This window comes from Amycolatopsis sp. NPDC003861 (genome assembly GCF_053605405.1).
Genome location: NZ_JBSGJD010000262.1, coordinates 1 through 13,221, shown reverse-complemented (window position 1 = coordinate 13,221; position 13,221 = coordinate 1). Strand labels below are relative to the sequence as shown.

3 protein-coding genes are annotated in these 13,221 nt (G+C 75.6%); all 3 read left to right on the top strand.

Going from position 1 to position 13,221, the window contains the following annotated elements; all coding sequences use genetic code 11:
* On the top strand, positions 1-1,285 hold a 1,285-nt coding region (locus tag ACWEVN_RS40230), incomplete at its 5' end, for a beta-ketoacyl reductase (RefSeq protein WP_452054783.1).
* 28 nt (positions 1,286-1,313) lie between these two features.
* A complete protein-coding gene (locus ACWEVN_RS40225; RefSeq protein ID WP_452054782.1) occupies positions 1,314-5,690 on the top strand; it encodes a type I polyketide synthase in 4,377 nt (1,458 codons plus the stop codon).
* 8 nt (positions 5,691-5,698) lie between these two features.
* Positions 5,699-13,221, top strand: a 7,523-nt coding sequence (locus tag ACWEVN_RS40220; RefSeq protein ID WP_452054781.1) for an SDR family NAD(P)-dependent oxidoreductase, incomplete at its 3' end; no start/stop codon positions are given.

The following is a 13,221-nucleotide window of genomic DNA, read 5'->3' as shown; positions in this document are numbered from 1 at the left end:
CGCCGTGCGCGACGGCGCGGTCCTCGTGCCTCGCCTGGCGCGGCACACCGCCGAGCCGTCCACTGTGGACTTCGGCGGCGGCACGGTCCTGGTGACCGGCGGCACGGGCGGGCTCGGCGCCCTGGTCGCCGAGCGGCTGGTGACCACGCACGGCGTCCGGGACCTGCTGCTGGTCTCGCGCCGCGGCGGCGACGTCCCGGCCCGGCTGGCCGGCCTGGACGCCCGCGTCCGGGTGGTGGCCGCCGATGTCGCCGACCGGGCCGCTCTGTCGGTGCTCCTGGCCGGCGAGACGCTCACCGGGGTGGTGCACGCGGCCGGCGTCCTCGACGACTCGACCATCACCGGGCTCACGCGAGCGCAGCTGGACACCGTGCTGCGGCCGAAGCGCGACGCCGCCTGGCTGCTGCACGAGCTCACCGAAGACCAGCCGCTCGCCGCGTTCGTGCTGTTCTCCTCGGTCGCCGGGGTGCTCGGCAACCGCGGGCAGGCGAACTACGCCGCCGCGAACGCCTCGCTCGACGCGCTGGCGGAGTACCGGGCGGCCCGCGAGCTGCCGGGCGTGTCGATCGCGTGGGGCCTGTGGGACACGGCAACCGGCATGACCGCCGCGATGACCTCGACGGACCGCTTGCGCCTCACCGGCGTCCGGCCGATCACCGAGGCGCAGGGGCTCGCCGCGTTCGACGCCGCACTCGGGCTGTCGGGCACGGTCGTGGCGTCCGCTTGGGACACCGCGGCGCTGCGGGCGGCCGACGAGGTTCCCGCCGTCCTGCGGAGTCTCGTGCCGGTGCGCCGCGCGGTCGCGGCCGCTCCGGTGGCGGCCGGACTGGCCGGGCAGCTCGCCGGGCTGGACCGGGAAACCGCGGCCGCGACGGTGACCGGCTTCGTCCGCACGGAGGTCGCCACGGCGCTCGGGCACCGGTCGCCGGCGTCGGTCGAGGTGGCGAAGCCGTTCAGCGAACTGGGGATCGACTCGCTGACGTCGGTGGAGCTGCGCAACCGCATCGGCGCCGGCACCGGGCTGCGGCTGCCCGCGTCGCTGCTGTTCAACCACCCGACCGTCGAGCTGCTGGCCGCGCACCTGCTCGGTGAGCTGCTCCCGCCCCCGCCGGACCCCGCGCAGCGGCTGCGCGAGGCCCTCGGCGAAGTCCTGCCGGGCGCAGACACCGAGGAGCGCGTCCGGCTGGTGGAGGTCCTGCGGGAGGCCCTGGCCGGGCTCGGCGCGGAACCCGCGCTCGACCTCGCCACGGACGACGAGCTCTTCGCCTTCATCGACAAGCGCTGACCTTTTGCGAACGGATAGGGGTTCGGTTATGACCGGCGAAGACAAGCTTCGCGACTACCTGAAGCGGGCGACGGTCGAGCTCGCGGGCGCGCGCCGCCGGCTGGCCGAGTACGAGGCCCGCGAGAGCGAGCCCATCGCCGTGATCGGCATGTCCTGCCGGTTCCCCGGCGCTCCCGACGTCGACTCGTACTGGAAGCTGCTGCGCGAGGGCCGGGCCGCCGAAGTCGGCGACGTCCCGGACGGCCGGTTCGACCACGTGCCCGGCGTCCGGCGCCGCGGCGCCTTCCTGTCCGAAGTGGACGGCTGGGACGCCGGGTTCTTCGGCTACGCCCCGCAGGAAGCGCTGCGGATGGACCCCCAGCAGCGGCTGCTGATGGAGCTGGCGTGGGAGGCGATGGACGACGCGGGCACCCCGGCGCCGCGGTTGCGGGGCAGCCGCACCGGCGTGCTGCTCGGGTTCTCCGACGCATTCCAGTACGGCCAGGTCGAGGCGGAGCGCGAAGGCACCGGCGTCTACGCCGACCCGTACATGGGCCAGGGCAGCCTCGCCAGCGTCGTCGCCGGGCGGCTGGCCTACCACTTCGACCTGCGCGGGCCGGCGTTCTCGCTGGACACGGCGTGCTCGTCGACGCTGGTGGCGGTGCACCTCGCGGCTCGCGCGCTGCGGGCGGGCGAGTGCGACTACGCCCTCGCCGGTGGCGGTTTCCTGGCGCTGCACCCGTTCCTGTACGTCTACAGCAGCCGCAACGCGCTGCTGTCGCCGACCGACCGCTGCCACACGTTCGACACGAGCGCGGACGGCTACATGATGGGCGAGGGCGGCGGCATGGTCGTGCTGGCCCGCCTGTCGGACGCGCTGCGCGACGGCCACCGCATCCGCGCGGTGATCCGCGGGTCGGCGGTGAACCAGGACGGCCGCAGCAACGGCCTGACCGCCCCCAACCGCGGTGCCCAGGTCGACGTGATCCGCCGCGCCCTGTCCGACGCGGCGGCCGAGCCGGGCGACGTCGACTTCCTGGAGGCCCACGGCTCGGGCACGCCGCTGGGCGACGAGATCGAGCTGGGTGCGCTCGGCGACGTGTTCGGCGGGCGACCGGCGGACCGGCCGCTCACGGTCGGGGCGGTGAAGACCAACATCGGCCACACCCACACCGCGGCGGGCATCGCCGGGCTGATCAAGACGGTGCTGGTGCTGGAGAACGGTGAGGTGCCGCCGAACCTGCACATGGACGACCCGGCGGAGCAGGTGCTGGCGAACTCGGCGGTGACGCCGTCCACGGGGCTGGCGCCGCTGCCGGACCGCGGCCGCCCGGCGGTGGCGGGGGTGAGCTCGTTCGGCTGGTCCGGCACGAACGCCCACCTGGTCCTGGAGGCCGCACCGCCGCAGCCGGTCGTGAGTGAAAAAGAGGGTTCTAACCCGCCTTTCCACTCACGACCGTCCGCGGCGCCGCCGATTGCCGAGCTGCTCCCGGTTTCGGCGGCCTCGGCGGCCGCGCTGAGCGCGCAGCTCACGCGGCTCGGGGAGAGCACCGACGTGTCCCTGGCCGACCTCGCCCACACCCTGCGCGAAGGCCGGGCCCACCTGGACCACCGGCGGGCCGTCGTGGCCACCGGCCTCGACGACGCCGTCCGGCAGCTCACCGCCGCCGCCCAGGCCCCCGGCGTCCACCGCAAGCCCGGCGCCCCGAAGGTCGCCTTCCTGCTCCCCGGCGTCGGCGACCAGTACCGCGGCCTGGCCACCCAGCTCTACCGGGACGAGCCCGTGTTCGCCGCCGCCGTCGACGCATGCTGTGCCATCGCCGCCGACCGGTGCGCGGTCGACCTCAAGGGTGCCTTCTTCGCCGAACCGCGCGCCGTCGAGAAGTCGTTCTTCGGCGCCGGCCAGGGCGATGACCTCCTCGACCGCGCCGAGGTCGCGCACCCGCTGCTCTTCACCGTCGAGTACGCGCTCGCCCAGCTGCTCGCCGATCGGGGTGTCCGGCCGGACCTGCTCGTCGGCTACAGCCTCGGCGAGTACGTCGCCGCCTGTCTCGCCGGGGTCTTCACCCTCGCCGACGCCCTGCACGTCGTGACCGGGCGGGCTCGGCTGATCGGGCGTGCTCCGGCCGGGCGGATGCTCGCCGTGGCCGCGTCGGCGAGCCAGATCGCCGAAGCGCTGTCTCCCATGCGGGTCGACGTCGCCGCGCTGAACGGCCCCCAGATGACCGTCCTCAGTGGATCGCCGGAAGACGTCGAAGCCGCGGCCGCGCACCTGAAAGCCGCCGGGCTCGCCGCCCGCACGCTGCGCTCGGCGCACCCGTTCCACTCCACCCTGCTGGAGCCCGCCCGCGACGAGCTCGCCGAGCTGGTCGCGTCCGTGCCCCGGCAGGCGCCGCGGATCCCGATCGTCTCGAACGCGACCGGCACCGTGCTCACCGACGCCGAAGCCGTCGACCCGCAGTACTGGGCCGGTCACCTCTGCCGCCCGGTGCGGTTCGCCGACGGCGTCCGGCACTGCGCCGGGCAGGACGTCGACGCCTACGTCGAGCTCGGCCCGGGCCAGACGCTCGGCGGCCTGGTCCGCCAGAACCAGACCGGCGCCGCCCGCCCCGCCGTGCTCGGCACCCTGCCCGCGCCCTGGCCCGTCGAGGACCGCCCCGCCGAAGGCGTCGCGCTGCTGGAGACCCTCGCCCGGCTGTGGGAGCTCGGCGTCGCCATCACGACCCGCCACCACGGCGGCCGCACCGTCAGCCTGCCCGGCTATCCCTTCCAGCGCACGAAGTTCTGGCCCCCGGCGACCCGCACCCAAGCCGGGCCCGCCTCCGAAGCCGGCCGGCTCTACACCCCGGTGTGGCGCCTCGACCCCACCCGCCCCACGGTCACGCCGCGGGGTTCGCTGATCACCACGAACCACGCACTCGCCACGCTGGCCGCGGCAGCAGGGATGACCGTCGGCACCGACCCGAAAGCACTCCCCCAGCCCCTGCAAGTCGTCCACGACGGTGGGTTCGACGACCTCCTCCGGACGGTCCAGGCCCTCGACGGCCACGACGTCCGGCTGCTCACCGTCACCACCGGCGCGGCCGAGATCACCGGCGGCGACCTGACCGACCCGGACGCCGCCGCGGTGCACGGGTTCGGCCGCGGCGTCCGGGCCGAGTACCCGGGCCTGCGGTGGCGGGGGGTCGACGTCGAACCCGGCACCCCGGCCGAGTGCCTGCTCGAGGAGCTGGCCCGCCCCTGGACCGACGATGCCGCCGGGGAGCCGGTGCTCGCCGGCTGGCGGGGCGGGCGCCGCCGCCTGCAGGAGTACACCGAGATCACGCTCGGCGACGGCCCGCCGGACTGGGGCGGCACGCACGTGATCACCGGCGGCACCCGCGGGCTCGGCATGATCGTGGCCAAGCACCTCGTCGGCCACGGCGCCCGCCGGCTCGCCCTGATCAGCCGCACCGGCGACGCCGACGCCGCCGACCTCGCGGCGCTGGAGCCCGCCGAGGTGCTGGTGCTCAAGGCCGACACCGGCGTCCCGGAACAGCTGGCCGAAGCCCTGGTCGAGGCCAAGCTGCGGTTCGGCGAGCTCGACTCGGTCGTGCACGCCGCCGGCCTGCCGGGCGGCGGGCTCACGCAGCGCCGCACCGCCGAGGACCTGCACCGCACGCTCGCCCCGAAGGTCCACGCGGTCCGCCCGCTCCTGGCCGCCCGGCCCCGGCGCCTGGTCCTGTTCTCCTCGATCGTCACGGTCGTCGGCGGCATCGGCGAAGCCGACTACTGCGCGGCCAACAGCGTCCTCGACGCCCACGGCGCTGCACTGTCCACAGCGGACACCCAGGTGGTGACCGTCGCCTGGGGACACTGGCAGCACGACTCCTGGGCCGACGAGGCCACCGGGGAAGCCCGCCTCGCCTACCGCCGCCGCTACGGCTTCAGCGCCGAAGCCGGCTGCGCGGTGCTCGACCGGCTCGCCGGCCACGGTTTCCGCGGCACGGTCGTCGCGCTGCGCCAGGACCTGCCCTCGGCCCGCCGCGAGCTGGCCGAGCTCAACGACCTCGGCGGGCTCCTGGACGCCGCGCCGACGCCGAAAGCACGTTATCCGCGGCCACCGCTGCGGACCGAGTACGCCGCCCCGCGCGGCGAGCTCGAGACCGACATCGCCGGTGTTTGGGGCGAGTTCCTGGGCATCGACGCGGTGGGCGTGCACGACCCGTTCTTCGACCTCGGCGGCAACTCGCTGGTCGGCATGGCCATGGTGGCGGCGCTGGAAAAGCGCCTCGGCTTGCCGATCGCCCCCGCCGTCCTCTTCGGCCACCCCACCGTGGCCGCGTTCGCCGCCGCACTGACCGACACCGACTCGCCCGCCCCGCGGGCGGCGACCACCGGATCCGCGCGGGGCCGGCGCCGCCGCCTGGCCGGCACCCGGAAATGAGGGACACCGTGACCGACACCAGCATCTCGCCCGCGGACATCGCCGTCGTCGGCATGGCCGGCCGCTTCCCGGGCGCCGACGACGTCGGCGCGCTCTGGGAGACCATCCGCGCGGGCCGCTCCGGCATCACCCGCTTCACCGACGAAGAGCTCCTGGCCGCGGGCGTCCCCGCCGACCGGCTCGGCGACCCGGCCTACGTCAAGGCGGGCGCCGTCGTGCGCGGGGTCGAGGACTTCGACGCGGGCTTCTTCGGGATCAACCCGAAGGAAGCCCAGATCCTCGACCCGCAGCACCGGCTCTTCCTGGAGCACAGCCAGCACGCCCTGGAGGACGCGGCCTGCGACCCGGCGCGCTTCGACGGCGCGATCGGCGTGTTCGCCGGCTGCGCGTGGAGCACCTACCTGACCCACAACCTCACCCCGGCGAACGCGGCCGGGGAAATGGGCGAGATCGCCATCGCCCTCGGCAACGACAAGGACACCCTGGCCACCCGGGTGTCGCACACGCTCGGCCTGTCCGGGCCCGCGTTCAGCATCCAGAGCGCCTGCTCGACGTCGCTGGTCGCGGTGTGCGTCGCGGCGAGCAGCCTGGCGAACTTCGAATGCGACGTCGCCCTGGCCGGCGGCGTGTCGATCGGCGTGCCGCACCGCGTCGGCTACCTCTACCAGCAGGGCGGCATCGCACCGCCGGACGGCGAGTGCCGCGCGTTCGACGCCGCGGGCCTGGGCGCCCCGCTCGGCGGCGGCGTCGGCGTGGTCGCGCTGCGCCGGCTCGAAGACGCGCTCGCCGACGGCGACCGGGTGTACGCGGTGCTGCGCGGCTGGGCGGTCAACAACGACGCCGGCCGCAAGGTCGGCTTCACCGCCCCCGGCGTCGAAGGCCAGGCCACGGTGATCGCCGAGGCGCTGGCCGCGGCCGGGCTGGAGCCGTCCGACATCGGGTACGTCGAGGCCCACGGCACCGGCACCGCCCTGGGGGACGCGGCCGAGATCGCCGCGCTGCAGCAGGTCTTCGCGGGCCAGTCGCTGCGGATCGGCTCGGTGAAGACGAACGTCGGGCACCTCGACCGCGCCGCCGGCGTGACCAACCTGATCAAGGCGGCGCTGTCCCTGCACCACGAGGAGATCCCGCCGACGCGCAACCTCGGCACGCCGAACCCGCAGCTCACCGCGGGTGACGCGGAGCTGACCGTGGTCACCGGGCGCACGCCGTGGCCGCGCACGGACACCCCGCGCCGCGCCGGCGTCAGCGCGTTCGGCATCGGCGGCACGAACGCCCACGTCGTGCTGGAGGAGGCGCCGCTGCCGGCTCCGACGACAGCGGCCGGCCCGGAGCTGCTCGTGTGGTCGGCCCGCTCGGCCGCCGCCGCGGACGCGGCCACCGCGAACCTCGCCGCCCACCTGGCGACCTCCGGCGACGCGCTCGCCGACGTCGCCCACACCCTCCAAAGTGGACGCACGACGTTCGGGCACCGGCGGATGCTGGTGGCCGGCTCGCCTTCCGAAGCGGCGCAGGCGCTCCGCGAAGGAGCCGTGTCGGCGTCGAGCGACGCCGGGACCGGCCGCCGCGTCGGGTTCCTCATCGCGGGCACCGGCGAGCAGTACCCGGGCCTGGCCGCCGAGCTATACGAGACGGCGCCGGTGTTCCGGGCCGAGCTGGACCGCTGCCGTGCGCTGCTGGATTCGCCGGTGCTGGACGAGATGCTCGGCTCGCGCGAAGGCTCGGGCGGGCTGGCCGCGTTGCTCGGCCGCACCGAGGGCGGGTCGCGTGCGGGCGACCGCACGGAGGTGCTGCACCCGGCGCTGTTCGCCGTCGAGTACGCGCTGGCGCAGCTGGTGCGCTCGTGGGGCGTCTCGCCGAGTGTCCTGGTCGGGTACAGCCTCGGGGAGTACGTGGCCGCGTGCCTGGCCGGGGTGCTCTCGCTGCAGGACGCCCTCGCGCTGGTGGCGCACCGCGCGAAGCTGATCGCCGCGCTCCCCGGCGGGGCGATGGCCGCCGTGCCGCTGCCGGCCGACGACGTGCGGGCCCGGATCGCCGGTCTGGACCTCGACATCGCGGCGGTGAACGGGCCGCAGCTGACCGTCGTGTCCGGGACGTCCGAGGCCATCGCCGCCTTGCGGGAGTCGCTGGGTGAGGTGCCGTGCCGGCCCCTGGCGACCACGCACGCCTTCCACTCCCGGCAGCTCGCCTCGCTGCGCGACGAGCTGACCGCGTGGGTCACGGCCCACGTGACGCTGTCCGCGCCCACGATCCCGTATGTCTCCAACGTGACCGGCGAGCTGGTCACCGAGGCGCCCGAACCGGGGTACTGGGCCGAGCACATGTGCGCGCCGGTCCGGTTCGACGACGCCCTCGCCACGCTGCTGGCCGACGAGGACACGGTGCTCCTGGAGCTCGGCCCGGGCCGCTCGCTGGGCGCGATGGTGCGCGGCCACCGGGCGTGCGCCCCAGCGCGCTGGGCGTCGGTGATCCCGACGCTGCCGGGCGCGGACGACCCGGCGTCGGCTTCGGTCGCCCTGGCCGAAGCGGCCGGCCGGCTGTGGCTGGCCGGGGTGGACCTCGACTGGACGGGCGTCCGCGGCGGCCGCGAGGCCCGGCGGGTAGGCCTGCCGGGGTACCCGTTCCAGCGCTCGCGGTACTGGATCGACGCGCCGGGAACGGTCGTGCCTTCGGTGCCGCAGCTCGCCGCGGAGCCGGACGAGCACGTGCAGCTCCTGACGCCCTCGTGGCGCCCGTCGCCGGCCCCGGCGGCCGGGGCGGCGGGCCGGGTGGCGATCCTGCCGGACACGGGCGGGGTGGCCGCGGCGCTGACCGCCCTGCTCGGCGACGTGGTCGAGCCCGCCGAGGCGGACACGGTGGTCGACCTGTCGGTCCTCGACGTGGACGACGACGTGGCCGCGGTGCACGCGGTGTCCCGCACCCTGGCCGCGGCGGCGGGTGACGGGTCGCGTGCGGTCCGGGTGCTGGTGGCGACCCGCGCGGGCCAGGCGGCCGGGGCGCTGGCGGGCGCCGCCGGACACGCCGCCGAAGCCGGCGGACCGAGCCCGGCTCAAGCCACCGCGGCCACGCCGCCAGCCGCCGCCGGACACGCCGCCGGGCCGAACCCCGCACAAGCCACCGCGGCCACGCCGCCAGCCGCCGCCGGACACGCCGCCGGGGCCGGCTCCGGCCGGGTGCGGCCCGCGCAGGCGGCCGTGGCCGTCCTGCCGGTCGTCGCCAACCAGGAGTACCTCAACCTCGATGCCGGGACCGTCGACCTCGACGCGGCCCACACCCCCGCCGAAGCCGCCGCCGTGCTCGCCGCCGAACTGCGGGCGCCCGGCGCTCCCCTCGTCGCCTACCGGGGCGACCAGCGGCTCGTTCCCGGCTACCGGCCCGTCGAACCCGGCGCGGCACCCGTCATCCGGGACGGCGGCAGCTACCTCATCACCGGCGGCCTCGGCGGGGTCGGGCTCACCGTCGCCGAGCACCTCGCCACCCGTGGCGCGCGCCGCCTGGTTCTCGCCAGCCGCAGCGGGGGCACCGACGCCGCCGTGGCCCGGCTGCGGGCCCTCGGCGCCGAGGTCCACACCCCGAGCGTGGACGTCAGCGATCCGGCCGCGCTCGAAAGCCTGCTCACCGAGAAGTTCGACGGGATCGTCCACGCCGCCGCGGACTCCGATCCCGCCGGGTTCCGTCCTCTGTCCGAACTGGACGAACCGGTGATCGCCCGGCACTTCGCCGCCAAGGTCGGCGGGGCCCGGGTACTGGCCGCGGCCCTCGACGCGCTGCCGGAAGCGGACCGTCCCGAGTGGACACTCCTCTTCTCCTCCACCTCGGCCCTGCTCGGCGGCGTCACCTTCGGCAGCTACGCCGCCGCCAACGCCGCGCTGCTCGCCGAGGCCCACGGCCGGCCCGGCTGGGTCGCCGCCGCCTGGGACACCTGGCCCGGCACCCTGGAACGCCTGGACGCCCGGCTCGGCGCGTCCATGGCCAAGCACGCCATGACCCGCGCCCAGGCGCTGACCGCGTTCGACCGGCTCACCGCGCACGCCGGGCCGGCCGTCATCGTCGCCGCCGGCGGGCTCGACGAGCGGCTCCCCGGCGCGGCGAAACCGGCCCGGGCCATCGCCGCCGACCGGTTCCCGCGGCCCGACCTGCCCCAGCCCTACACCCCGCCGATGACCGCCACCGAACGCGGGCTCGCCGAAGTCTGGTCGGCCGTGCTCGGCGTCGAGCCCGTCGGCACCCGGGACAACTTCTTCGACCTCAACGGCAACTCACTGCTCGCCCTGCAGATGCTCGCCCTGGTCAAGGAGCGCTTCGGCGTCGCCGTCCCCACCGTCACGCTCTTCGAACTGCCCACCGTCCAGGCCCTCGCCGCCACCCTCGACGACCAGGCACCGGCACCGGTCACCGCCTCGCCGGTCCGGGAAGCCGATCCCGACGACGACGAGCTCGACCGGCACATCGCCATCGTCGGCATGGCCGGCCGGTTCCCCGGCGCCGGCACGATCGACGAGTTCTGGCGCAACCTCTGCGACGGTGTCGAGTCGATCACCTTCTTCAGCCCCGACGAGCTCATCGCCGCCGGGGTCGACCCGGCGCAGGTCCGCGACCCGGCCTACGTGCCGGCGCGGCCGGTGCTCGACGACGTCACCGGGTTCGACGCCGCCTTCTTCGGCCTCAGCCCGCGCATGGCCGCCCTGACCGACCCCCAGCAGCGCCTCTTCCTCGAGGTCTGCTGGGAAGCCCTCGAACAGGCCGGGTACGCGCGGCCCGGCGAACGCGGCCGGGTGGGCGTCTTCGGCGGCTGCAACCTCTCGACGTACCTGCTCGGCATCGCCGGCCAGTTCACCTCCGACGCCGACGCCAGCATCTACGAGCTGGTGATGGGCAACGACAAGGACGCGCTCACCACCACCGTGTCCTACCTGTTCGACCTGCGCGGCCCGAGCATGGCGGTCCAGACGTTCTGCTCGACGTCGCTGGTCGCGGTGCACACGGCGATGCGCAGCCTGCGGGCCGGCGACTGCGAGATGGCCCTCGCGGGCGGCGTCTCGGTGCGCGTGCCCGACCGGATCGGGCACCTGCACTCCCCCGGCGGCCAGGAGTCGCCGGACGGGCACGTCCGCACCTTCGACGCCCAGGCGCACGGCAGCATGTTCGGCGACGGCGCCACCGTCGTCGTGCTCAAGAAGCTCGGCGCGGCCCTGCGCGACGGCGACCACATCTGGTCGGTGATCCGCGGCTCGGCGATGAACAACGACGGCGCCCTCAAGGTCGGCTACACCGCTCCCAGCGTGGGCGGGCAGTCGCGGGTGATCGCCGACGCCATGGCCGACGCGCGGGTCGCCGCCGAGGACGTCGGGTACGTCGAGGCCCACGGCACCGCGACCGAGCTGGGCGACCCGATCGAGGTCGCCGCGCTGACCCGGGCGTTCGGGGACACCGCCGAGAAGCAGTACTGCGCCCTCGGCTCGGTGAAGCCGAACGTCGGGCACCTCGACCGGGCCGCGGGCACGGCCGGGCTGATCAAGGCGTCGCTGGTCGTCCGCGAGGGCCTGATCCCGCCGACGCTGCACTACACCGCGCCGAACCCCGAAATCGACTTCGAGCACAGCCCGTTCCGGGTGGCGGCCGAGCTCGCGCCGTGGAACACCGGCGGCGGCCGTCCCCGGATCGCCGGGCTCAACTCGCTGGGCATGGGAGGCACCAACGTGCACGTCGTCGTCGAACAGCCGCCCGACCGGCCCGCGCCGCCGCCGGGCGACCCGGACACCGAACGCCGTTACCAGGTGCTGCCGGTCTCGGCCCGCACCGCCGACGCGGCCGACACGGCGGCCCGCCGGCTCGGCGAGCACCTCGCCGGCACCCCGGATGCCCGGCTCGCCGACGTCGCCTTCACGCTCCAGGAAGGCCGCAAGACGTTCGAACACCGGCGGGCCGCCGTGGCATCCGATGTGGACAGTGCGGTCACCGCGCTGGCCGCGCCCGCGACCCGCGTCGAGCCGGTGCAGGACCGGCCGGTGGCATTCCTCTTCGCCGGCGTCGGCGAGCAGTACCCGGGTCTGGTGGGCGAGCTGTACCGGCGCGAGCCGGTGTTCCGCGCCCACCTCGACGACTGCCTCGTGCACCTCGACGGTGACCTCGTCACCGGCGAGCGGGGCGGCGGCCCGAGCCTGGCCGCGCTGCTCGGCCGGGGCGGCGACGAAGACCCGCGCGCCGCACGGCTCCAGCAGACCGAACTGGCCCAGCCGCTCATGTTCGCGGTCGACTACGCCCTGGCCCGGACGCTCATGGACTGGGGACTGCGGCCCGCCGCGATGCTCGGCTACAGCCTCGGCGAGTACGTCGCCGCCTGCCTGGCCGGGGTGCTCTCGCTCGAAGACGCCCTGGCGCTGGTCGCCAAGCGCGCGGAGCTGATCGCCGCGCTCCCGGGCGGGTCGATGGCCGCCGTGCCGCTGTCGGGCACCCAACTGCAAGCCCGGTTCGACCTCGCGGGCCTCGACCTCGCCGCGGTGAACGGTCCCGAGCTGGTCGTGGTCGCCGGGGAGAGCGCGGCGGTCGAGCGGCTCGCGCAGGACCTGCGGGCCGCGGACGTCCCGTGCCGCCCGCTGCGCACCAGCCACGCGTTCCACTCGCGGATGCTGACGCCGGCCGCGGCCGAGCTGACCGCGTGGATCGCCGCGAACGTCACGCTCACTGCACCCGAGCTGCCTTATCTGTCCAACGTCACCGGGCAGCACGCGACCGCCGAGCTGGTCACCGACCCCGGCTACTGGGCGCGGCACATGTGCGAGACCGTCCGGTTCGCCGACGCGGCCACCGAGCTGCTGGCCGACGAGCACGTGGCCGTCGTCGAGATCGGCCCCGGGCCGTCCCTCGGCGCCCTGCTGCGCGGACTCAGCCCGGCAAGCCGCTGGCCGCTGATCACCGCCACGCTTCCCGCCGCGGACGACCCGCGTCCGGCCGACGAGGTGCTCACCGACGGCCTGGCCCGGCTGTGGCTGCTCGGCGCGCACCTCGACTGGTCGGCCTACCACGGCCGCGGCCCGGCGACGCCGGTCTACCGCGGCACCGCCCCGGGCCGCGTGCCGCTGCCGACCTACCCCTTCCAGCGCCAGCGCTACTGGATCGAGGCGAAGCCGGCCACCGGGACGGCCCGGGTGGAGACGCCCGCCGAGGGTCCTCTGGAGGAGTTCGACCGGATCCCGCTGCTGCCCGAGGAGCAGTGGATCAACCTGCCCACCTGGCGCCAGACCTCGGCCGCGCCCGTCGCGCCGCAGCCCGCGTCCTGGCTGGTGTTCGCCCGCCCCGGCCTCGCCGAGGACGTCCTCGACGGGATCCGCCGCACCGGCGACCCGGTGACCGTGGTCCGGCCGGGCGCGGGGTACCGGCCGGGCCCGGACGCCACCGTCCGCCCCGGCGACGTCGACGACCTGCTGCAACTGCTGCGCGACCTCAAGCGCGGCGGCACCCGCCTGGACCGGGTCGTCCACCTGTGGAACCTCGACGGCGACTCCCTGCTGCTCGGCCTGCACACCCTCGT

Bases quoted from the DNA above. Each gene is read 5' to 3' on its own strand.
- ACWEVN_RS40225 (WP_452054782.1), top strand. From the start codon at position 1,314: ATGACCGGCGAAGACAAGCTTCGCGACTACCTGAAGCGGGCGACGGTC.